Origin of the sequence: Leifsonia psychrotolerans (genome assembly GCF_013410665.1) — a bacterium.
Lineage (GTDB): Bacteria > Actinomycetota > Actinomycetes > Actinomycetales > Microbacteriaceae > Cryobacterium > Cryobacterium psychrotolerans_A.
Genome location: NZ_JACCFM010000001.1, coordinates 1,975,853 through 1,996,955, shown reverse-complemented (window position 1 = coordinate 1,996,955; position 21,103 = coordinate 1,975,853). Strand labels below are relative to the sequence as shown.

The following is a 21,103-nucleotide window of genomic DNA, read 5'->3' as shown; positions in this document are numbered from 1 at the left end:
CGCTCGCTGTCCCATCCGTGATCTCTGTCCCGCGATTCGGAAAACGGTGCGACACGCCGCGTCGGGGCGCGCGACACGCCGGGAAACTGGCGGGGATCCGAATCGCGGGACAGGGCGCGGGGCGCATCTGACGCTGAGGGGTAGACGGATGACGGCTCGCCACACGGCGAGAACTGGCTAGATGTGCACGAGCTGCCTAGCCGTGCCTGAGCGTCGTGACAATCTGAGATCCGTCCCAACTCACCGACTTGTCATTGACGTTCAGGGTCAGGCCGACCCACCCGAAGTCGTACTGGCTGGTGCAACTTGAAAACTGTGGCGTCTGGTCCGGGTCGGTGACGACCAGACAGAGATCCCCGTTCGTGCCCTTTCCGACGTAGAGATTCCAGGGGGACGGGCCGAGATTGCGCTGCACGAGCCGGGTCGAGCCCAGGTCGAGCCTGCCCATGTTGCTGGTGAGAAGGTCAGCGGCTTCCGGAGTCGTCGCGAGCCAGCGCTCCGCCGCGCGAAGGTCGCCACCCACCGCCGCAGTGGGCAGCCCTTCACCGTTCAGCTCGATCTGGAACTGCCGGGCAGTGAGTGTCTCCGGCTCGGCGGTCGGAGTGGCGCTCGGGGCCGCCAGCGGGGTCTGGGCATTTGCGCCGCCGGCCAGCAGGCCAACGACGGCACCGACGACCACGAGACCAGCGGCCAGAACGGGGAGTGCCCAGCGGCGTGTAGGCCGAGCGGGCAGGCCGTCGGCGTCGTCCTGGTCGTCAACCGGGACGTCGACTCCGGATGCCGCAGAGTGCGACGTCGCCACGGTCGAAACGGAGGTTGCGAGGTTTCGGGCTGCGGCGGCATTCGCCCGCGCGGCCTGCTCTGCTCGCACCGTCCGCTCTGCCAGCTCCGCCGCGTCGAGCTCGTTAAGCCGCTCGAAAGCCTGCGCCGCTCGCGCCGCGTCGGCGGGAGAGCCCGGGCGTCCGTAGGCGAGGCGGCGCAGTTCGTCGCGTTCTTGTCCATCAAGCCCGACGGTGTCGAGCGGGGTTTCGCTCTCGTTCGCCATGCGGCGAGCGTGATGGGAAGGGTCGACAGGCACGGCGTTGATCCCGGCTAGCGCTTCAGGATCGTTGTCGTGATTTCGCTGCCGTTCCATCGCACAACGACGTCGTCGCCGTCGAACCCCGCATAAAGGCCGTCGCGGGCGAAACCTGAGGGGCCGGTGCACGCCGCACTCTTTGGCTCCTCGTTGCCGGCGAGCAGACACAGCTCACCATCGAAATTCTTCGCCACCCAGATTTTCCAGACGTCGGCGCCGTGGTTCACTTGCGCCAGCCGAGTGGTGGCGGGGTCGATCGCGCCGAAACTCTCAGTGACGATATCCGTCAGTTCCTGCGGCTCCGAGAACCACAGTTCGGCTGCCGCCAGATCGCCCGGTGTCAATACGGGGTACAAGAGTTCCGGCAGGTCGGGGTCGGCGATGTCCCGGTTGTATTCATGTGTTGTCGGTGTGCTGCTGGGGGGTGCGGCCGAACTGCCGATACCGATGTCGACGCCTGAAGCACGTGCCGCGAGACCCCCGGCAATGCCAACGGCACCGAGTGCGAGTGCGACAACCGGCATGATCCAACGCGGACGGCTCCGGGTCGGCAGCGCTTCGTCTGCGTGAACGGATGCGACGTCGACCGCAGCAGCAGCGCCATCCGCTGTCGCGTCCGCTGTCGAGTCGGCCGGCCCCTCCGCTGTCGAATCGGCCGGCCCCTCCGCTCCTGCACCCTTCGCCACACTCTGCGTCTCGACCTCGTTCAGGCGCTCGAGTGCCTGGAGTGCCGCGTGTTCCTCGGCGGCGTTCGACGTGCGCCCGAACGCAACGCGGCGCAGCGTGTCGAGATCATGCTCGCCCAACACGTCGTCGTCAGCAGCCATGGCCCGAGCGTAACGCCCAATCGCGTCGAGTGAGTTGCGGAGAATTCGCATTTTCTTCGCCAGCGGCGACGTAATGCCCGCAACTCAGTGGGGGAGTCGCAGCGGCGAGGGCGCGATTACGCGGTCGCCACCGTCGGCTGAATCGGCACGAACTCGATCGTGTTCCCCGACTGTACTGTTTTCGGCGCGCGACGCGAGAAGCCCTTGGCGTCGAGGCGATTCCCGAGGCGAAAGCTCGCCTCCGCGGCGTCAAAGAGGTCATTGAGTTGGCGACCAGAGAACTGCTCAACGGTGCCGTCCGCGAATGCCACGGCCACAACCGTGCTCTGCGGAAAATGCTTGTTCATGCGGATGAAGCCGGCGTTATCTTGCTGGAGAGTGATCATGGGGTTCCTGTCTTCGTGAACGTGAGTGACCTCAAGTCTGCCGTGCGCAGCCCTCGTGGGGTGCACGCCGTTCGCCGCATCCGCGCGCAGAGGTTAAGCTCGAAGCACCCCTGTGCTGCCCCAGACCGTTGCCCCCACCCCCGGCATCCGGCCCGTCACGATTCAGTGCACACAACGCTCGTTCGCTAGAATCGCGGTATCCCGCTGGCGTTTCGTCGCCCGCGATCTCCTTCACTGGCTTCAGGGACCAATCCGGGTTCGCTCGCCACTCAGTGAGACACCCACCCGATCATTTCGTGAGGTTTTCACCCGTGGCCACATTGCCGTCCACCGAACCTGCAGACGCAGGTGCCGCACTCGCGCCAGCCTGGCTGCGCGTTCCCGACGACGCCAACGACCTGGCGCCCGGCCTCTGGTCGACCACGACGACACGCAACGACGCCGGCGAGCTCGTCGTCGGTGGGCGCACCGCAGCGTCGCTCGCCGCCGAATTCGGCACGCCGCTCTATGTCGTCGATGAGACGGATGCCCGCGGCCGCGCCGCGTCATTCCGCACGGCGTTCGAGAAAGAGTTCGCACGCGTCGGCACGACAGTGAGCATCTACTACGCGGGTAAGGCATTCCTCTCGACGGAGATCGCGCGCTGGATGAACGCAGAGGGGCTGAACATCGACGTGTGCAGCGGCGGGGAACTCGCCGTCGCACTCGCGGCCGGCGTTGACCCCGCGCGCATGGGCTTCCACGGCAACAACAAGTCCCTCACCGAGATCGACGACGCGACCCGCATCGGCATCGGCACCATCGTGATCGACAGCCCGATCGAAATCGAGCGCGTCGCGGCGGCCGCGGCCCGTCACGGCAAGGTTCAGTCCGTGCGCCTGCGCGTCAACAGCGGCGTGCATGCTCACACCCACTCGTTTCTCGCGACAGCGCACGAAGACCAGAAGTTCGGCGTCGTGCTCGAGGCCGCCCCCGCCCTGGTCGCGGCCATCCGCTCGCACCCGAGCCTCTCGTTTCGCGGCCTGCACTGCCACATCGGCTCGCAGATCTTCGGCGCCGACGGCTTTGCAGAGTCCGCCTCGCGCCTGCTCGCCGTACACGCCGACCTGCTTGCGGGCGGCCCGGTTCCGGAGCTCAACCTCGGCGGCGGCTTCGGCATCGCCTACACGAGTGTCGACACCCCGACCCCGGTCGACGAACTCGCCAGCCGCCTCGCCGACATCGTCGCCGCCGAATGTGAGACGCGTGGCATCCCGATTCCGGCGATCGCGTTCGAGCCGGGCCGCGCCATCATCGGCACGGCCGGCACGACCCTCTACGAAGTGGGCACCCTCAAGCCCGTCGATGTGGGCGGGCAAACCCGCCTCTACGTGAGTGTCGACGGCGGAATGAGCGACAACGCGCGCCCGGCTCTCTACGAAGCCGACTACGCCGTGCGCATCGCCAGCCGCACCTCGGATGCCGCTCCCGCACTCGTGCGTATCGCCGGCAAGCACTGCGAAAGCGGCGATATCGTCGTGTACGCCGACTATTTGCCCGGCGACGTCACCCCCGGCGACCTGCTGGCGGTTCCCGCAACCGGCGCCTATTGCTGGTCGATGGCCAGTAACTACAACTACCTCGGACGCCCTCCCGTCGTCGCCGTCATCGATGGAACGGCCCGCGTCCTGGTACGCGGTGAAACCATCGCCGACCTGCTGGCCCGCGACACCGGGCTCGGCGCTGGCGGGGTCTCGACCGGCTCGACCAGCGGGGGCTCGACCACCGACACCTCTCCAATCAACGAACTGAAAGACAGCTCACGATGATCGAATACCGCAATCTGCGCGTCGCCCTGCTGGGCGGCGGCTCAGTCGGTGCCCAGGTGGCCCGCCTGCTGTTGGAGCAGAAAGACGAACTCGCCAGCCGCGTCGGCGCCGGGCTCGAACTGATCGGAATCGCCGTGCGCGATGTCGACGCCGAGCGCACCGTCGATCTGCCCCGCGAGCTGTTCACGACGGATGCCGAATCTCTGATTCTCGGCGCCGACGTGGTGATCGAATTGATCGGCGGCATCGAGCCGGCCCGCAGCTACATCCTGTTGGCCATCAACTCGGGCGCGGATGTCGTCACGGCCAACAAGGCACTGCTGGCCGCCCACGGTCCCGAGCTGTTCGAAGCGGCAGACAAGGTCGGCGCACAGCTCAACTACGAGGCTGCCGTCGCCGGGGCCATCCCCATCGTCCGTCCGCTGCGCGACAGTCTCGCCGGTGACCAGGTGAACCGCATCCTCGGCATCGTGAACGGCACGACGAACTTCATTCTCGACCGCATGGACACCGAGGGATCCAGCCTCGAAGAGGCCCTCGCCGTCGCCACCGAGCTCGGCTACGCCGAAGCCGATCCCACAGCCGACATCGGCGGTTACGACGCCGCGCAGAAGGCCGCGCTGCTGGCTAGCCTGGCCTTCCACACGACCGTGCCCCTCGAATCCGTTTACCGTGAAGGCATCACCAAGGTCACCGCGCAGCAGATCGAATCGGCGCGTAAGGCTGGCTTCGTGATCAAGCTGCTCGCAATCTGCGAACGTCTCGTGCACCCCGAAACGGGAGTCGAAGGCGTTTCAGCCCGCGTCTACCCGGCGTTCGTGCACCGCAGCCACCCGTTGGCCTCCGTGCACGGCGCGAACAACGCCGTCTTCGTCGAGGCTGAAGCAGCCGGAAGCCTGATGTTCTACGGCGCCGGCGCCGGGGGAGTGCAGACGGCCTCTGCCGTGCTCGGCGACCTGGTCTCGCTCGCCCGACGTCACGTCGTCGGCGGCCCCGGTTTCGCCGCCTCGAACCATGCCGACCTTCCGGTCTTCGAGATCGGCAGTGTGACGACACGTTACGCGATCACGCTTGAAGTCACCGACGAGCCCGGAGTGCTGGCGACCATCGCGTCGGTGTTTAGTGATCACGGAGTGTCGCTTGCGCAGGTCGAACAGTCGATGACCCCCGCATCGACCGGTACAGCGAGTCACGAGGCGGTCCCGTCGACGGCTACCCTAGTTATTGGAACCCACGAGGCCACCGAGGCCGCACTTGCAGCCACCGTGGCGTCCCTTGCAGCCAACAGCGTCGTGACCAACGTCGCATCCGTTTTAAGAGTTGAAGGAGCCTGATGTCCAGCGAACGAGAGACCCGTCAGCCCGCACGTGCGTCACGGCAGTGGCGTGGGGTGCTGCGCGAGTACGCAGACCGTCTGAACATCTCGGATGCCACGCCCATCATCACCCTCGGCGAAGGTGGCACCCCGCTGATCCCCGCCCCGGCGCTCTCGGCCCGCACCGGCGCGAAGGTCTGGGTCAAGTTCGAGGGCATGAACCCGACCGGTTCGTTCAAGGACCGTGGCATGACCATGGCCATCTCGAAGGCCATGGAAGACGGCGCGAAGGCTGTCATCTGTGCCTCGACCGGTAACACCAGCGCCTCGGCCGCCGCCTATGCCGCACACGCCGGCATCACCGCCGCCGTGCTCGTGCCCGAGGGCAAGATTGCCATGGGCAAGCTCAGCCAGGCCGTTGCTCACAACGGCCAGCTGCTGCAGGTGCAGGGCAACTTCGACGACTGCCTCGACATCGCACGCGACCTCGCCGCGAACTACCCGGTGCACCTGGTCAACTCGGTCAACCCCGACCGCATCGAAGGCCAGAAGACGGCGGCCTACGAGGTCGTCGAGGTGCTCGAGGATGCGCCCGACTTCCACATCGTTCCCGTCGGCAACGCGGGCAACTACACCGCCTACTTCCGCGGCTACAGCGAAGAGCTTGAGCGTGGCGCCTCGACGAAGCTGCCGCGCATGTTCGGCTTCCAGGCCGCCGGCAGCGCCCCGATCGTTCTCGGCAAGCGCGTTGACCACCCCGAGACCATCGCCAGCGCCATCCGCATCGGCAACCCGGCATCGTGGGACTTCGCCCTCGCTGCACGTGAGTCGAGCGACGGTTATTTCGGCGCGATCAGCGACGAGAAGATCCTCGAGGCCTACCGCATCCTCTCGGCCGAGGTCGGCATCTTTGTCGAGCCGGCCTCCGCGATCAGTGTTGCGGGCCTTCTTGAACGTGCAGAAGCCGGTCAGATTCCGGCCGGCGCCACCGTCGTGCTCACCGTCACCGGCCACGGACTCAAAGATCCGCAGTGGGCCTTGCAGAAGGCCGACGGCTCGGCCGTGACCCCGACCATCGTTCCGGTTGACACCGCCGAGGTCGCCAGCGTGCTCGGGCTGGCCAAGGCATGAGCCTGAACCCTGCGCTCGCTGGGCGCTCGGTCACGGTTCAGGTCCCGGCGACAAGCGCCAACCTCGGCCCCGGGTTTGACACCCTCGGCCTGGCACTTGCGCTCTACGACCAGCTCGAGGTCAGTGTGCGGGACGAACCCGGTGTCTTCGTTGAGGTGCACGGCGTCGGCGAGGGGGAGGTGCCGACCGACGAGTCGAATCTCGTCGCACAGGCCATTGCTCACACCTTCGCGGATTACAACATCGAGATGCCCGGCCTCACCCTCGTCGCGCACAACGTGATCCCGCACGGACGCGGGATGGGTTCGTCCGGCGCGGCAATCGTCTCCGGCATCATGGCGGCCAAGGGGCTGCTCGAGGGCATCGTTCAGATCGACGCGGAAGACCTGCTGCGACTCGCCACCGAGATGGAAGGGCACCCGGATAACGTGGCGCCCGCACTGTTCGGCGGTTTGACGATCGCCTGGACGACACCGGAAGGTCCCCGTCACAAGAAGTTGATGGTGCACCGCGGAGTGTCGCCGCTCGTGTTCGTGCCTGAGCACGCCATGTCGACCGCGCTCGCTCGCAGCCTGCAGCCGGAATCCGTGCCGCACGAAGACGCCGTCTTCAACCTGTCGCGTTCCGCTTTGCTCATTGCCGCACTCATTCAGAGCCCCGAGCTGTTGCTCGCCGCCACCGAAGACAAGCTGCACCAGAGTTACCGCGCCGCAGCGATGCCCGAGACGAACCGCCTGATCACGCTGCTGCGCGAAAACGGACTCGCCGCCGTCGTATCAGGGGCTGGCCCCTCGCTTCTCGTGCTTGCCAGCGACCCCGGGCAGCGCCTTGTCGCGGCCGAGCTTGTGGCGGCAGCGTCAGAGACTCCGTGGCAGGCGCTCATGTTGGCTGTTGACTTCACCGGGGCGACTGTCACCCGAACTGGGGCATAGCTGAGTCGGGAATGCACTGGCACCGAGTGACCGAACCGGTTCGCGCGGAGTGCTAAGCTAATCGGGTACCCGTTAGAACCGCCACACGCGCGAATCTACGTCCGGTGCATTCCCTGTAACTCACTGCTATCGCGTCTTCCGTGCGTAGCTGTGTGTGTTCATTCCAATCCACATCATCGGGTTGGATCACCCGCAGCGCATCAGTCGCTGCAACAGCTCTCCTGGTACAGCGTGTAAGACGCCAGGGGAAAGGAACCCTTTCGTGACAGACGTCAACCCCCGCACTTCGGGTGCGGATACTTCCCCCCTCAGCGCCCTCCGCGTCGCCGAGCTTCAGGCTCTGGCCGGCAACCTTGGTATCCAGGGCGCTTCCAAACTTCGTAAAGGAGAACTCGTGGAAGCAATTTCCGAGATCCAGAGCAAGAACGCCGAATCCGCTGCACCGGCCGCAACCGACGCTCCCGCAGTCGCAGCTGTAGCAGTCGAGGCTCCCGCAGTGGAGACCCCCGCAGCCGCAGCCGAGGCTCCGGCAGTCGACGCCGCCACCGAGGCCCCGGCCGAGGCGGCACCGCGCAAGCGTGCGTCGCGTCGAGTGAGCACCTCCACCTCGGCTCCCGCCTCCTCACACGTCAACGCTGACGGTGGTGCCGGTGTCGGCATCCTGATCGTGGATGCCGTTTCCGAGTCCGCGACGCGTTCACGTCGTTCCACCGCTGCTTCGGCCGCAGTCCAGGCCGAGGCGCCTGCAGCAGACGCCGGAGTTGACGCCGCAGGCGTCGCCGACGAAAAGCCGGTTCGCCAGGCTCGCAAGCGCGCCAGCAAGCCGGCCGGTGCCCCCGAGGCCGCAGCCGCCGTACCCGCCGCCGCCGCAGAGTCGGCCCCGAGCGTCGAGACGACGGGCACTGCTTCCGGCACGGATGCCGCCGAGCAGACCGATCAGGCCAAGCAGCCTGAGAACACCGAGGCTCCCGCGGGCAACCGTCGTGAGGGTCGTCGTGGCTCACGTCGTGGCGGTGCTCAGAGCGCAGCCCCGGCCGAAAACCAGAGCGAGGCCGCGGCCGAGACGCCAGCCGACAAGCCGGCCGAAACGCCGGCTGCCGAGCAGAGCGACGCAGCAACGAGCGACGCAGCCACCGGCGACGCGGCGACCGAGTCGCCGGAGCAGCCCCGCCAGGGCCGCAACCGTAACCGCAACCGTTCAGAGCGTGGTGAGCGTGGCCAGGCCGACCGCTCCGAGCGCACCCAGGGCGAGAACGCCCCGACCGAAACGGCGTCGAACGAACGCAGCGAAGACGGCAACCGCCAGCAGAACCAGCGCGGTCGCAACCAGAACCAGGGTGAGCAGAGCCAGCGTGGTGAGCAGAACCAGCGCGGTGAGCAGAACCAGCGCGGTGAGCAGAACCAGCGTGGCGAGCAGGGCCAGCGTGGCGATCGCAACCAGGATCGCACCAACCAGGGCGAGCGCCAGGACCGCACTCAGGGCGGCGAGCAGAACCAGCGCGGCGATCGCAACCAGGATCGCAACCAGGGTGGGCGGGGTCAGAACGACCGAAACCAGGTTGACCTGAGCCAGGGCGACCGCAACCACCTCGACGACGAGCTTGGTGGCCGGGGCAACCGCAACCGCTTCCGCGACCGCAAGCGCCGCGGCGCTGGCGCCGGTGACGACTTCGAGCCCGAACTGAACGATGACGACGTCTTGATCCCCGTCGCCGGCATTCTCGACGTGCTCGACAACTACGCCTTCGTGCGTACCTCGGGCTACCTGCCCGGTGCCAGCGACGTCTACGTGTCGCTCGGTCAGGTCAAGAAGTACAACCTGCGCAAGGGTGACGCCGTTGTGGGCGCCATCCGTCAGCCGCACGAGAACGAGGCGAATGGCCGCCAGAAGTACAACGCCATCGTCAAGGTTGACTCGATCAATGGTCTGACCGTTGAGGAGGCCGCCACGCGTGTCGAGTTCCAGAAGCTCACCCCGCTCTACCCGCAGGAGCGTTTGCGTCTCGAGACCGAGCCGGGCAAGCTCACGCAGCGCATCATCGACCTGGTCGCCCCGATCGGCAAGGGTCAGCGCGGCCTGATCGTCGCGCCGCCGAAGGCCGGCAAGACCATCGTGATGCAGCAGATCGCCAACGCGATCGCGACGAACAACCCCGAGGTTCACCTCATGGTCGTTCTGGTCGACGAGCGTCCCGAAGAAGTCACCGACATGCAGCGCACGGTCAAGGGTGAGGTCATCGCCTCGACCTTCGACCGTCCGGCAGAAGACCACACCACGGTCGCCGAACTCGCCATCGAGCGGGCCAAGCGTCTCGTCGAGCTGGGCCACGACGTCGTCGTGCTGCTCGACTCGATCACCCGTCTGGGCCGGGCGTACAACCTGGCCACCCCGGCATCGGGGCGCATCCTCTCCGGCGGCGTCGACGCCGCAGCGCTCTACCCGCCGAAGCGTTTCTTCGGCGCCGCGCGCAATATCGAAAACGGTGGCTCGCTCACCATCCTCGCGTCGGCTCTCGTTGAGACCGGCTCGAAGATGGACGAGGTGATCTTCGAAGAGTTCAAGGGCACCGGCAACATGGAGCTGCGCCTGTCGCGTCACCTGGCCGACAAGCGCATCTTCCCGGCCGTCGATGTGAACGCATCCGGCACCCGCCGCGAAGAAATGCTGATGAGTGCCGATGAGGTCAAGATCACCTGGAAGCTGCGCCGCGCCCTCGCCGGGCTCGAGCAGCAGCAGGCACTCGAAGTCATCCTGGGCCGACTCAAGGAGACGTCCTCCAACGTTGAGTTCCTCATGCAGGTCCAGAAGTCGATGCCGACCCCGAACGGGTCAGACAAGGACCACTAATGTTCGAGTCTGTATCGACTCTGCTGGCCGAGCACGATGATTTGCAAGGCCAGCTTGCAGACCCCGAGTTGCACTCGAATCCGGCGCGCTCGAAGAAGGTCAACCGGCGTTACGCCGAGCTCAGTCGCATCATTGCGGCCTACAACGAGTGGAAAGAGGTAGAAGATGACCTCGCTGCAGCTCGTGAGCTGGCCGACGAAGACGATGCCTTTGCCGCTGAGATCCCGGATCTCGTTGAGAAGCTCGACAGCACGGCCGAGCGGCTGCGTCGTCTGCTGATTCCGCGGGACCCCAACGACGGTCGCGACGTGATCATGGAAATCAAGATGGGTGAGGGCGGTGCGGAGTCGGCGCTGTTCGCCGCCGATCTGCTTCGGATGTACCTGCACTATGCAGAATCGAAGAAGTGGAAGACCGAGATCATCGAGCAGACCTCGAGCGATCTCGGGGGCATCAAAGACGTTCAGCTCGCGATCAAGGGCAAATCCACAGACCCTGCAGAGGGCGTCTGGGCACACCTCAAGTACGAGGGTGGCGTGCACCGCGTTCAGCGTGTGCCGGCCACAGAGTCGCAGGGGCGCATCCACACCTCGGCGGCCGGCGTGCTCGTGTTCCCCGAGGTCGATGAGCCTGAGGAAGTAGAGATTCACGCGAACGACCTCAAGATCGATGTGTACCGTTCCAGCGGACCCGGCGGCCAGTCGGTCAACACGACCGACTCCGCCGTGCGCATCACACACTTGCCGACCGGCATCGTGGTGGCCATGCAGAACGAGAAGAGCCAGCTGCAGAACCGTGAAGCCGGTATGCGCGTTCTGCGTGCCCGTGTTCTTGCTCGTCAGCAGGAAGAGATCGACGCGGAGGCGTCGCTGGTTCGCAAGAGCCAGATTCGTACCATGGACCGCTCTGAGCGCATCCGCACGTACAATTTCCCCGAGAACCGCGTGGCGGATCACCGCACGGGCTACAAGGCGTACAACCTGGATGCCGTCATGAACGGTGCCCTCGAACCGGTGATTCAGTCCTGCATCACGTCCGACGAGGAAGCCCGTCTGGCTGAGATCGGCGACAACGAGCAGTAGCGCCTTCCGCTTCACAAGAACCGCCCGTGTGACGTGATTCCCATCACGACACGGGCGGTTCTTTGTGTTACACGGTCTGGGCGGGGTGAGGCGAGGGCGGCTACGCCGTCACGGGCACACCGTAAACCTGAGTGCCGCGCACCCAGGTCGACGTCACGGTGCTGGTGTAGATGTCGGTCGGATCGAGCTCGAAGGGGTTCGGGTTGAGAACGACGAGATTCGCGAGGTAGCCGGGTGCGATCGCACCGGTGTCGTGTTCGCGGTGATTCACGTAGGCGCTTCCGGCCGTGTACGCCGTCATCGCCGTCGCGAGGTCGAGCTTCTGACGGGGTGCACCGAGTGGCTCAGAGTTCTCACCGGGTGTGACGCGGTTGACGGCGACGTGGATGGCCTCGATCGGGTTGGCAGTCGAAACCGGCCAATCGCTGCCTGCCGCGAGTCGAGCGCCCTGATCGAGCAGTTCGCCGAACGGGTAGTGGTGCTCCTCTGCGCCGTCGGGCAGGAACGGCAGCGCGAGCGTGTCGAGCTGCGCCTCGTGGGAGGCCCAGAGGCTCTGCATGTTCGCAATCGCGTCGAGGCCCGCAAACCGAGCGGCGTCGGCCGAATCGACGACCTGAAGGTGGGCGAGGTGGTGGCGATTGCCACGCGGGCCGTTGGCGGCACGGGCAGCCTCGATGGCGTCGAGAGCCTCACGCACAGCTCGGTCGCCGAGTGCGTGGAAGTGCACCTGGAAACCTGCGGCATCCAAAGCGGTGACGTATTCCTTGAGACGCTCGGGGTCGATGAACGAGAGGCCCGAGTTGTCGGTGGGGTGTCCGTGGTTGTCCCGGTAGGGGGCATTCATGGCGGCCGTCTGGTTTTCGGCGACGCCGTCGACCATGATCTTGACCGTGCCGAGGCTGAACAGGTCGGGCTGCTCGGTGGCAACCTGGTCTCGACGCGCGATCATCTGCTCGACCTGCTCAATGCCGGCCGAACGATCCCACCACTGTGCTCCGACGACGTGGGCGATCAAGGTACCCTCGGCCAGTGCGCGGCGGTAGATCTCGAATGAATCCGACATCCCCAGTGCCGTGCCGACCATGGCGTCTTGCCAGCCGGTCACGCCGAGTGCAAACAGCTCGGCCTGGGCGCGAAGCAGCCCGGCATAGGCGAGTTCATTCGACGTGCCGGGGGCGACATGCTCGAAGAGGCCGATGGCACCTTCATGCACGGTGCCTGCGGGCGTGCCATCGCTCTCGCGTTCGAGACGCCCGTCCACGGGGTCAGGAGTGGTGCGGTCCACACCAGCCAGGGTGAAGGCGAGTGTGTTCGCCCAGGCACCGTGGTGGTCGCGGTTTGAAAGCAGCACCGGACGGTCCGACACGATTGCATCGAGCATCTGGCGGGTGGGAGTGCCACCGGGGAAATGATCCATCGACCAGCCGGCGCCCTGAATCCATGGCAGATCCGGGTTCGCAGCCGCATAGGCGGCGATGAGCTCGAGTGCCTCATCGCCATCTCGAGCTTCGGTGAGGTTGCACTGCAACCCCTCGACGCCGCCACCGATGGGGTGAATGTGGGCATCCTGAAAACCGGGCGCGAGCAGCCCGCCGCCCAGATCGACGAGCTGCGTGCCGTCTCCGGTCCAGCTCTCGACATCGGTCTCAGCGATGACTGCGGCGATTCGATCGTCTACGACGACGACTGCCTTCTGGATGGGGGCGGATGCGAGTGCGCTGAACACCCAGCCTCCCGTGTAAATCACGTCTGCAGAGTGTGCCACGGGTCTCCTCGTGTTTCGATGCGGCCTCGTTGTCGACCGGATGCTGTGAGACTAGCGATTCACATCACTGATGTCAACGCTGATGACAACGCGGGTGTACTCTGCTCTACTTGTGCCTGACGTGGCGTCCGGACCGGAGCGACGCGTGCGAAATATGGTCTACTAGCGGGATCAGGTCTATGGAGAAAGGTCGGCATCCGATGGTGGTCGTCGAACGAGTACTGAACCAGACGCCGCGCGAAAAGACGCGTCTTGACGTCGAAACCATCGTTGAGGCCGGGTTACGCATCGCGGCACAGCCCGGGGCGACCGCAGTGACCGTGCGGGAGCTCGGAGCCATGCTCGGCACCGACCCCACAGCTATCTACCGTCACTTCCGCAATAAGGAAAGCCTCATGGAGGCTCTGCTTGACCGGCTGCTCGCGATGAGCTTGGAGCGGGTGAGCGCCCCACGCGAAGACTGGCGTGCGCGCATCACCCAGCTCATGAGCGCCACTCTCGACGTTTTCGTCACCTATCCCGCGATCGGGCTCGAAGCCGTCGTGCTCACCACCGACGGCCCTGCCGAACTCAGCACCATTGAGCTGATGCTCGACGCACTTGCGCAGACGGGTTTGGAAGGCGAGGAGCTGGTGCGACACTACGCCACACTCGCCAGCTATGCGCTCTCGTACTCGGCCGGAATTGCCCGGGAACACACGCTCAATCCGTCGATCACCCCCGATGACTCGCAACCCTGGATCGGCCGCACGTTACCCGTGACCGCAGCGTCGCATCCGCGCATCTCTGAGCTCCGTGAAGAGCTCACGGCGCTCCGCGACCGCGAGATCCTGCTTCTCGGCATCGAGATGCTCTTGGATGGCGCGGAACGAGCCGGTGCCGAGGCACGTTCAAGCGCACAGCCACCCCCCGCGCCATGATGACCGACCTGCCTGCCGACGAACCCGGAGCCGCACGCCACGTCTCGACCGGGCATCTTCCGTCGAGTACTGTCGTGCAGGCTCTGCTCGACGAGGCTCACGATCGCTATGCGGGAGAGGACTCCGGCACGGTCGCAGACTATATCCCGGTTCTCGCGCAAACGTCGCCGAGCCTCTTCGGCCTCTGCTTGGTCGGCGTCGACGGCACCGTGTATTCAGCGGGTGACGCGCAGCAGCACTTCACGATCCAGAGCATGTCCAAGCCCTTCGTCTTCGCGCTCGTTGCACAGGCGCTTGGTCATGCCGCGGCGCGCGAGAAACTCGGGGTGAACAGCACGGGACTCGGTTTCAACTCGGTCATGGCGATCGAGCTGAACGAGGACCGCACGGCGAACCCGATGGTCAACGCAGGCGCGATCGCGGCGGCGAGCCTGGTGCCTGGTGAAACGGCCGACGACAAATGGAACTTCATCCGCGCCGGTCTGTCCCGGTTTGCGGGCCGGCGCCTTGACCTTGACCACGATGCCTATACCTCAGAAGCGGCGACGAACCGCCGCAATCAGGGCATGGCCTATCTGCTGGCCGGCTATGGGCGAATGTATTTCGATCCGCTCGAGGCGACGGATGTCTACACGAAGCAGTGCTCGCTCAGTGTCACAGTCACCGACCTGGCAGTGATGAGCGCCACCCTGGCCGATGGCGGTGTCAACCCGGTCACGCGGGAACGCGTGGTCGATGCCGACGTCTGCACCCGAGTGCTCGCGGTTCTGGCCACGGCAGGACTCTATGAGCACAGCGGGGACTGGCTCTATGAGGTGGGGCTGCCGGCCAAGAGCGGGGTGAGCGGCGGCATCCTCACCGTGGCCCCAGGCAAGGGCGGCTTGGCGACGTTCTCACCGCCGCTCGACTCTGCCGGAAACAGCGTACGCGGTCAGCGCGCCACGAAGTTTCTCTCCAACCGTCTGGGCCTGAACCTGTTTGCGTCGTTGCCTGAGCCCTGAGCCCTGAGCCCTGAGCCCTGAGCCCTTTCCCGTCGCCCTTGTCCCATCGCGAGTGAGCAGGATCGAATGGGGGACGGAGAGGAGGGGGGACGGGGTGGAGCGGGAGACTCAGCCGTCGTGAGTTGTTCCACGCGCGGCTTCGATCGTGTCAGGATTCAGCGGCTTGGCAACGGCCGGTATTCCGACGAGCAGCGAGCCCGCCGGGGCATCCTTGGTGACCACGGCGTTGGCACCAATGGTGCTCCAGGCCCCGATCGTGATTGCGCCAAGCACCTTCGCACCTGCCCCAACCGTGACGTTGTCACCCACTGTCGGATGCCGCTTGGCACCGCGCGCGACACCGTGCCGGCTTTTTCCGCCGAGGGTCACCCCGTGGTACAGCATCACATCGTCGCCGAGCACTGCGGTCTCGCCAATCACGACACCCATGCCGTGGTCGATGAACAACCGTCGACCGATCGTGGCACCCGGGTGAATCTCGACGCCGGTGAGAAAGCGCGTGAACTGGGACAGCAGCCGGGCGGGTAGGTAGAGACCCGCCCGCCACAGTCGATTCGCGACACGGTACGACCACACCGCGTGCAGCCCGCTGTAGGCAAGAAAGACTTCGACTTTGCCACGCGAGGCCGGGTCGTGCCGACGTGCCGTGGCAATGTCCTCACGGACGCGCGAAAAAACTCCCATGCGCCTATTTGAACACAGTCCCAGCACTCAGCGGCTCCGACTCAGACCCGGCACGCAGCAATCCTCTAATCGAGCAGGTTTTCGTACAGCATCGTCGAGATGTACCGCTCACCGAAGTCGGGAACGACAACCACGATGGTCTTGCCCGCGTTCTCCGGGAGCTTCGCCTGCTCGAGTGCAGCCCAGACCGCGGCTCCGCCCGAGATTCCGGCGAGAATACCCTCGTCGGTGGCCAGTGTGCGCGCGGTTTCCAGAGAGTCGGCCAACGTCACATCCGTCACCGAGTCGTAGATTTCACGGTCGAGAATGTCGGGCACGAAGTTCGCGCCGAGGCCCTGGATCTTGTGTGGCCCCGGGGCCCCGCCCGAGAGGATGGGGGAGTCGATCGGTTCGACGGCGACGATTCTCAGATCTGGCTTGACCGATTTGAGGTACTGTCCGGCACCCGTGATGGTGCCGCCGGTTCCCACACCGACCACAAAGATGTCGATCGCTCCGTCGGTGTCGGCCCAGATCTCAGGACCGGTGGTGGCCTTGTGAATGGCCGGATTCGCCAGGTTGGCGAATTGGCTGGCAAGCACGGCGCCCTCGGTTGCAGACACGATCTCGCGAGCCTTCTCAACCGCACCGCGCATGCCGTCGGCACCCGCGGTCAGCACGATCTCGGCACCGTATGCGCGCAGCAACACCCGACGTTCTTTGCTCATGGTCTCGGGCATCGTCAGGATGACCGTGTAGCCGCGTGCCGCACCGACGAGGGCGAGCGCGATTCCGGTGTTTCCGCTGGTTCCTTCGACGATGGTGCCGCCGGGCTTCAACTCACCCGACTTCTCGGCGGCATCGACGATCGCCACTCCGATGCGGTCCTTCACGCTTCCGGCGGGGTTGTAGAACTCGAGTTTGGCGAGAACCGTTGCACGCGAGTCACCCACGACCCGGTTGAGGCGAACCAAGGGAGTCCGTCCGACTGCTTGGGTGATGTCGGAGAAGATCTGTGCAGGCATGAACGAGGCCTTTCGCTGGAGTAACACTGGCGGGCTCAGCCTACGGCCACCACCTCAAAGTGACGAGTGCGTTACGTTTCATGTTGTGACCCCGACACCTTCCAGCCCGACCGAACGCCCGGCATCCGTGCACGCGATGCGTGCTGAAATGAGCCAGATTCTGCGCGTGGCCGGCGTGGCCGACCCCGATATCGATGCTGACCTGCTGATCGGCCATGTGTTGCACCAGAGTCGCGGGCAGGTGCAGGCCGCGGGGATCATGGGCACGGCGCTGTCCGAAACGGATGCCGCTGCAATTCTTGCCCTCGTGACACGCCGGGCCCGGCGCGAACCGCTGCAACACATTACGGGCACGGCGCCGTTTCGTCGCCTTGAGCTTTCCGTCGGCCCCGGAGTGTTCGTGCCGCGGCCCGAGACCGAGCAGGTCGCGCAGTTCGCCATCGACGCGCTCGGCTCGATGCCCGACCCCGAACCCATCGGCATCGACCTGGGCACCGGCAGCGGCGCGATCGCGCTGGCCATGGCCACCGAGGTGCCGCACGCCCGCATCTTTGCTGTCGAAAACTCCGTCGACGCCTTCCCGTGGACCACCAAGAACTTCGCCGATGTCGGGGCGACTAATGCGACGCTGGTCTTCGGCGACCTGGCCGATGCCTTTCGCGAGCTCGACGGAACCGTCGCCGTCGTCATCTCCAACCCGCCCTACATCCCTGCCGCCGCCATCCCGCGTGATCCCGAGGTGCGTCTCTTCGACCCCGCGCATGCGTTGTATGGGGGAGAGGACGGGCTGGATGTCGTGCGTCACGTTTCGCAGACCGCATTGCGGTTGCTTCGCCCCGGCGGTGTGCTCGTGATCGAGCACGGCGAATTGCAAGGCGCCGAGATTCGGGCGCTCCTGGCGGTCGACGGATGGCGTGGCACGGCCACGCACCGTGACTTCACGACGCGGGATCGGGCGACAACCGCCATTCGTCCCTGACGCCGCCGTTGGTCGAGCATGTCGAGACCTTCGCCGTTGGTCGAGCATGTCGAGACCTTCGCCGTTGGTCGAGCATGTCGAGACCTTCGCCTGCTCCCGCCACGCTCACTCAGCGCTCGCGCGTGGCAAACGCATCGATCGCCGCGTTCAGGCCCTCGACGTCGTACACGCCGTCGGTTTCGGTGAACTGAAACGCGTGCATCCCCAGATCGCGGGCACCCGCCACGTTCTCGGCACTGTCGTCGAAGAGAATGGCATTCTCGGGGCTGACCCCGAACACGCCGAGGGCGCGCGTATAGATCCGTCGCTCGGGCTTTTCAGCACCGAGCACCGCAGAGACAAGGTCGTTCCCCGCGAGAATCTCGGCAGCCTCCGGTGCGAGAACCGGGAGCGAATCCCGGAATGGAATCGGGTTGTTCGACAACAACGATACGGTTCCCAGAGTGGCGGCTCGGCGGAGGGCATCGAGGGAGCCCTGAATCGGAGCCATCGCTGCCCCGCGTGACTCTTGCCACTGCTCCAGCGTGAGCGGAACTCCGGTCACCGCTTGCCAGACCTCGAGGTACTCGGCGGTCGAACGATACTCGCCCGCGTTCGCGGCATCCTCATGCCCACCGACCCACCAGGTTCGGGCCAGGTGATACTCGCTGGCACCGGTCAGAGCGGCCAGCGCCGGCAATCGTTTCCGAAAATCGTAGGTATAGAGCGTCTTGTCGCAATCGAAGAAGTAGACGTCGGAGGCCATGTCCCCAGTATCCCCCAAGCGGTCTGCATTAGAATCAGGGCAAATGAAACGCATCTACGACTGCTCGGACTCGTCTGAATACCTGGCCGGCATGAGGCTTGCGCGCTCGGCAATCGGCCGCGGCGCTCTCGTCGTCATCCCCACCGATACCGTCTACGGCATCGCAGCGGATGCTTTCACCCCCGAGGCCGTGCAGCGATTGCTGGATGCCAAGGGGCGCGACCGCCAATCACCGCCGCCCGTTCTCATCGCGGGAATTGCGGCCCTTGACGGCCTCGCCGACGACGTTCCCCCGCCCGCTCGCGATCTCGCGAAGGCCTTCTGGCCCGGCGGACTGACGTTGATTTTGAACGCTCAGCCCTCGCTGGCCTGGGACCTCGGCGAGACCCGGGGAACCGTGGCACTGCGAGTGCCGAGCAATCAGGTTGCCCTCGATCTGCTGACCGAGACAGGTCCTCTTGCCGTCTCCTCGGCCAATCGCACCGGTATGCCGTCCGCGATCGATGCCCTGGGAGCCGAGGAAATGCTCGGATCGAGCGTTGCCGTCTACCTGGACGGGGGAGCGGCCGGCATCGGTTACGAGGCCATCGGCGACCGCCCCGGAGACACCTCATCAACAATCGTCGATGCCACCGGCTTCCACCACAACGGCGGAAAACTGCGGATCGTGCGCAATGGCGTGATCTCACGCTCGCAGATCGCATCGATCATCGGTGACGCGTTGGACGAGACGACGCAGACGCCAGAGTCGGAGAGTTCCGACGGGCCGACCATCGACGAATCGCCCGCGCTCGGCTGACCATGACTATATTTCTGCTGCTCGCACTCGTGTCGGCGGTCGTCACCTTCGGGGCGTCGATCGTCGTCTACAAGGTGAGCCATAAATTCCGCCTCTATCCGAAGATCCGGGAACGAGACGTTCACACCCGACCTACTCCGCGCCTGGGTGGCATCGCGATGTTCCTCGGCATCATGGTCGCCTTCGGCGTCGCCTATCTCGCGTCATCGCAGTTCGCTCCGCTGCGCTTGGTTTTCTCGAACCCGACCCAGATTCTGGCGATCCTCGGGGCCGCACTGCTGATCGTCGCGATCGGCGTTGCCGACGACCTCTGGGATCTTGACTGGATGACCAAGCTTGCCGGGCAATTCATCGCTGCCGGCCTGGTCGCCTGGCAGGTGCAGATTCTCTCCCTGCCAATCGGTGGTCTCACCGTGGGCTCCGGCTGGATGTCGATCGTGATCACGGTCATGGCGATCGTGATCACCATGAACATGATCAACTTCATCGACGGCCTTGACGGACTGGTCGCCGGCGTCGCGCTGATCGCCAACGGGGCCTTCTTCCTCTACAGCTACCTTCTCGTGCGCGACACCTCGCCCACCAACTACTTCAACCTCGCCTCGTTGATCGCCGCGATCCTCGTCGGCGCCTGTGCGGGGTTCTTGCCGCTCAACTGGCGGCCGGCGAAGCTATTCATGGGGGATGCCGGTGCGCTGCTGGTCGGATTGTTGATGGCGACTTCCGCCATCGCCATCACCGGCCAGATCGACCCGACTGCCGTGAACCGCTCACAGTTGTTCCCCGCGTTCATCCCGATCCTGCTGCCCGTCGCGATTCTGATCATTCCCCTTCTCGACTTCGGCTTGGCTGTCTTCCGCCGGGTCCAGGCCGGAAAGTCTCCCTTCAGTGCCGACCGCAAGCATCTGCACCACCGCCTGCTCGATATGGGTCACTCGCACCTGCATGCCGTGCTCATCTTCTACAGCTGGACTGCTGCGGCCTCGATCGGATGCCTGCTCTACTTCGTGCTGCCGGTCTACTTCGGCCTGCCCACCTGGTACGCCAGCATCTTTCTGGTCGTCAGCCTGCTTGCCTGCACCATCGTGACCCTGGCCCCGCTCAGCCGCCGCAAGGCGGCAGAAGCCGCAACGCAGCTGACCCCTGAGCCGCGCGAGGGCGCTCCGATCACCCCGTTTGATGCCGGCGCGGGTTTCGACCCGCTCGACAAGGCATCCACACTGACCGAGGACACCAACGAATGAAGCCCGAAACGCCCCTGCCCACGCCGGCTGCAGAGCCCACGTCGATCCCGATCTTTCGCCGCATCCTGATCTACGGCAGCGTTCTGTCGCTGGCCATCGCCGTTGTCGGCGCCATCGTCGGTGGACTGGTTGCCGGTGGAACCGGCGTCGTGAGTGCCCTGGTCGGCACGGCAATGGCCGTCGTCTTCATGGGGATCACCGCAGCGAGCTTGCTTCTGGCCAATAAGTTCGCCGGCTCCGAAGCCGCGATCGGTGCCTTTTTCGGCATTGTGATGGGCGGCTGGCTGCTCAAGTTCGTCGTCTTCTTGGTGCTGGTCGTTCTGTTGAAGGGGCAGCCCTGGGTTGATCCCACTGTGCTCTTCCTCAGCATCATCGCCGGTGTGGTCGGATCACTCGTTGTCGATGTTGTTGTGATCATGAAGAGCCGGATGACGTACACCAGCGATGTGACCCTTCCGCCCGCACCCCACGACGACTAAATCTGGGTTTCGATTCGGTCTCAGCGCTGTTCTTTGCTACAGTGTGTAGAGATCCCCCCTGGTTGAAAGCCGCCTT

Annotated in this window: 19 protein-coding genes; 12 read left to right on the top strand and 7 right to left on the bottom strand. The window is 65.3% G+C overall.

What is annotated here, in order from left to right:
* Positions 1-196: 196 nt before the first annotated feature.
* From HNR05_RS09300 to HNR05_RS09290, 3 genes are all read right to left on the bottom strand, one after another.
* Entirely contained in the window at positions 197-1,045 is an 849-nt protein-coding gene (locus tag HNR05_RS09300; RefSeq protein WP_179578753.1) for a hypothetical protein, read from the bottom strand.
* Positions 1,046-1,092: 47 nt separating this feature from the next.
* Positions 1,093-1,905 carry a hypothetical protein gene (locus tag HNR05_RS09295; protein WP_179578752.1) on the bottom strand — a complete coding sequence of 271 codons (813 nt, stop codon included), beginning with the start codon at positions 1,903-1,905 and terminating at the stop codon, positions 1,093-1,095.
* 116 nt (positions 1,906-2,021) lie between these two features.
* Positions 2,022-2,291, bottom strand: coding sequence for a hypothetical protein (locus HNR05_RS09290; protein ID WP_179578751.1), 270 nt, complete (start codon positions 2,289-2,291; stop codon positions 2,022-2,024).
* Between the two features lie 311 nt (positions 2,292-2,602).
* On the opposite strand from HNR05_RS09290, the gene lysA reads away from it, so the two are divergent.
* From lysA to prfA, 6 genes are all read left to right on the top strand, one after another.
* Entirely contained in the window at positions 2,603-4,099 is a 1,497-nt protein-coding gene (lysA, locus tag HNR05_RS09285) for a diaminopimelate decarboxylase (protein WP_343062538.1), read from the top strand.
* Positions 4,096-5,433: a homoserine dehydrogenase gene (locus HNR05_RS09280; protein WP_179578750.1), complete on the top strand. Its 1,338-nt coding sequence runs from the start codon at positions 4,096-4,098 to the stop codon at positions 5,431-5,433. The genes lysA and HNR05_RS09280 overlap by 4 nt, the downstream gene beginning before the upstream one ends.
* Positions 5,433-6,545 carry a threonine synthase gene (gene thrC, locus HNR05_RS09275; protein ID WP_179578749.1) on the top strand — a complete coding sequence of 371 codons (1,113 nt, stop codon included), beginning with the start codon at positions 5,433-5,435 and terminating at the stop codon, positions 6,543-6,545. Before HNR05_RS09280 ends, thrC begins: the two co-directional genes overlap by 1 nt.
* Positions 6,542-7,477 carry a homoserine kinase gene (gene thrB, locus HNR05_RS09270; RefSeq protein ID WP_179578748.1) on the top strand — a complete coding sequence of 312 codons (936 nt, stop codon included), beginning with the start codon at positions 6,542-6,544 and terminating at the stop codon, positions 7,475-7,477. Before thrC ends, thrB begins: the two co-directional genes overlap by 4 nt.
* A 262-nt stretch (positions 7,478-7,739) precedes the next feature.
* Positions 7,740-10,325: a transcription termination factor Rho gene (gene rho, locus HNR05_RS09265; protein WP_179578747.1), complete on the top strand. Its 2,586-nt coding sequence runs from the start codon at positions 7,740-7,742 to the stop codon at positions 10,323-10,325.
* The gene (gene prfA / locus HNR05_RS09260) at positions 10,325-11,407 is read left to right on the top strand and encodes a peptide chain release factor 1 (protein WP_179578746.1); all 1,083 of its coding nucleotides are present in this window, start codon (positions 10,325-10,327) and stop codon (positions 11,405-11,407) included. Before rho ends, prfA begins: the two co-directional genes overlap by 1 nt.
* A gap of 100 nt (positions 11,408-11,507) precedes the next feature.
* On the opposite strand, the gene HNR05_RS09255 is transcribed toward prfA, so the two are convergent.
* Positions 11,508-13,172: an amidohydrolase family protein gene (locus HNR05_RS09255; protein WP_179578745.1), complete on the bottom strand. Its 1,665-nt coding sequence runs from the start codon at positions 13,170-13,172 to the stop codon at positions 11,508-11,510.
* 200 nt (positions 13,173-13,372) lie between these two features.
* Here HNR05_RS09255 and HNR05_RS09250 point away from each other — a divergent pair, with 200 nt between their 5' ends.
* Positions 13,373-14,092, top strand: coding sequence for a TetR/AcrR family transcriptional regulator (locus HNR05_RS09250; protein WP_179578744.1), 720 nt, complete (start codon positions 13,373-13,375; stop codon positions 14,090-14,092).
* The gene (gene glsA, locus HNR05_RS09245; RefSeq protein WP_246318378.1) at positions 14,089-15,093 is read left to right on the top strand and encodes a glutaminase A; all 1,005 of its coding nucleotides are present in this window, start codon (positions 14,089-14,091) and stop codon (positions 15,091-15,093) included. The genes HNR05_RS09250 and glsA overlap by 4 nt, the downstream gene beginning before the upstream one ends.
* A 108-nt stretch (positions 15,094-15,201) precedes the next feature.
* Here glsA and epsC read toward each other — a convergent pair whose 3' ends face one another.
* Together epsC and cysK are read right to left on the bottom strand one after the other, a co-directional pair.
* The gene (epsC, locus tag HNR05_RS09240) at positions 15,202-15,777 is read right to left on the bottom strand and encodes a serine O-acetyltransferase EpsC (protein ID WP_179578743.1); all 576 of its coding nucleotides are present in this window, start codon (positions 15,775-15,777) and stop codon (positions 15,202-15,204) included.
* A 65-nt stretch (positions 15,778-15,842) separates the two neighbouring features.
* The gene (cysK, locus tag HNR05_RS09235) at positions 15,843-16,781 is read right to left on the bottom strand and encodes a cysteine synthase A (protein WP_179578742.1); all 939 of its coding nucleotides are present in this window, start codon (positions 16,779-16,781) and stop codon (positions 15,843-15,845) included.
* A gap of 136 nt (positions 16,782-16,917) precedes the next feature.
* On the opposite strand from cysK, the gene prmC reads away from it, so the two are divergent.
* Positions 16,918-17,760, top strand: coding sequence for a peptide chain release factor N(5)-glutamine methyltransferase (gene prmC, locus HNR05_RS09230; RefSeq protein WP_179580756.1), 843 nt, complete (start codon positions 16,918-16,920; stop codon positions 17,758-17,760).
* Between the two features lie 109 nt (positions 17,761-17,869).
* Here prmC and HNR05_RS09225 read toward each other — a convergent pair whose 3' ends face one another.
* A complete protein-coding gene (locus tag HNR05_RS09225; protein ID WP_179578741.1) occupies positions 17,870-18,505 on the bottom strand; it encodes an HAD-IA family hydrolase in 636 nt (211 codons plus the stop codon).
* Between the two features lie 43 nt (positions 18,506-18,548).
* Here HNR05_RS09225 and HNR05_RS09220 point away from each other — a divergent pair, with 43 nt between their 5' ends.
* Genes HNR05_RS09220 through HNR05_RS09210 form a run of 3 tightly spaced genes read left to right on the top strand, consistent with a single transcriptional unit; the run spans position 18,549 to position 21,027 of the window.
* Complete coding sequence (locus HNR05_RS09220) at positions 18,549-19,304, top strand: L-threonylcarbamoyladenylate synthase (protein WP_179578740.1); 756 nt, start codon at positions 18,549-18,551, stop codon at positions 19,302-19,304.
* 2 nt (positions 19,305-19,306) lie between these two features.
* Entirely contained in the window at positions 19,307-20,548 is a 1,242-nt protein-coding gene (locus HNR05_RS09215; protein ID WP_179578739.1) for an MraY family glycosyltransferase, read from the top strand.
* Positions 20,545-21,027: a Cg1360 family ATP-synthase-associated protein gene (locus HNR05_RS09210; RefSeq protein ID WP_179578738.1), complete on the top strand. Its 483-nt coding sequence runs from the start codon at positions 20,545-20,547 to the stop codon at positions 21,025-21,027. The genes HNR05_RS09215 and HNR05_RS09210 overlap by 4 nt, the downstream gene beginning before the upstream one ends.
* Positions 21,028-21,103 lie beyond the last annotated feature (76 nt).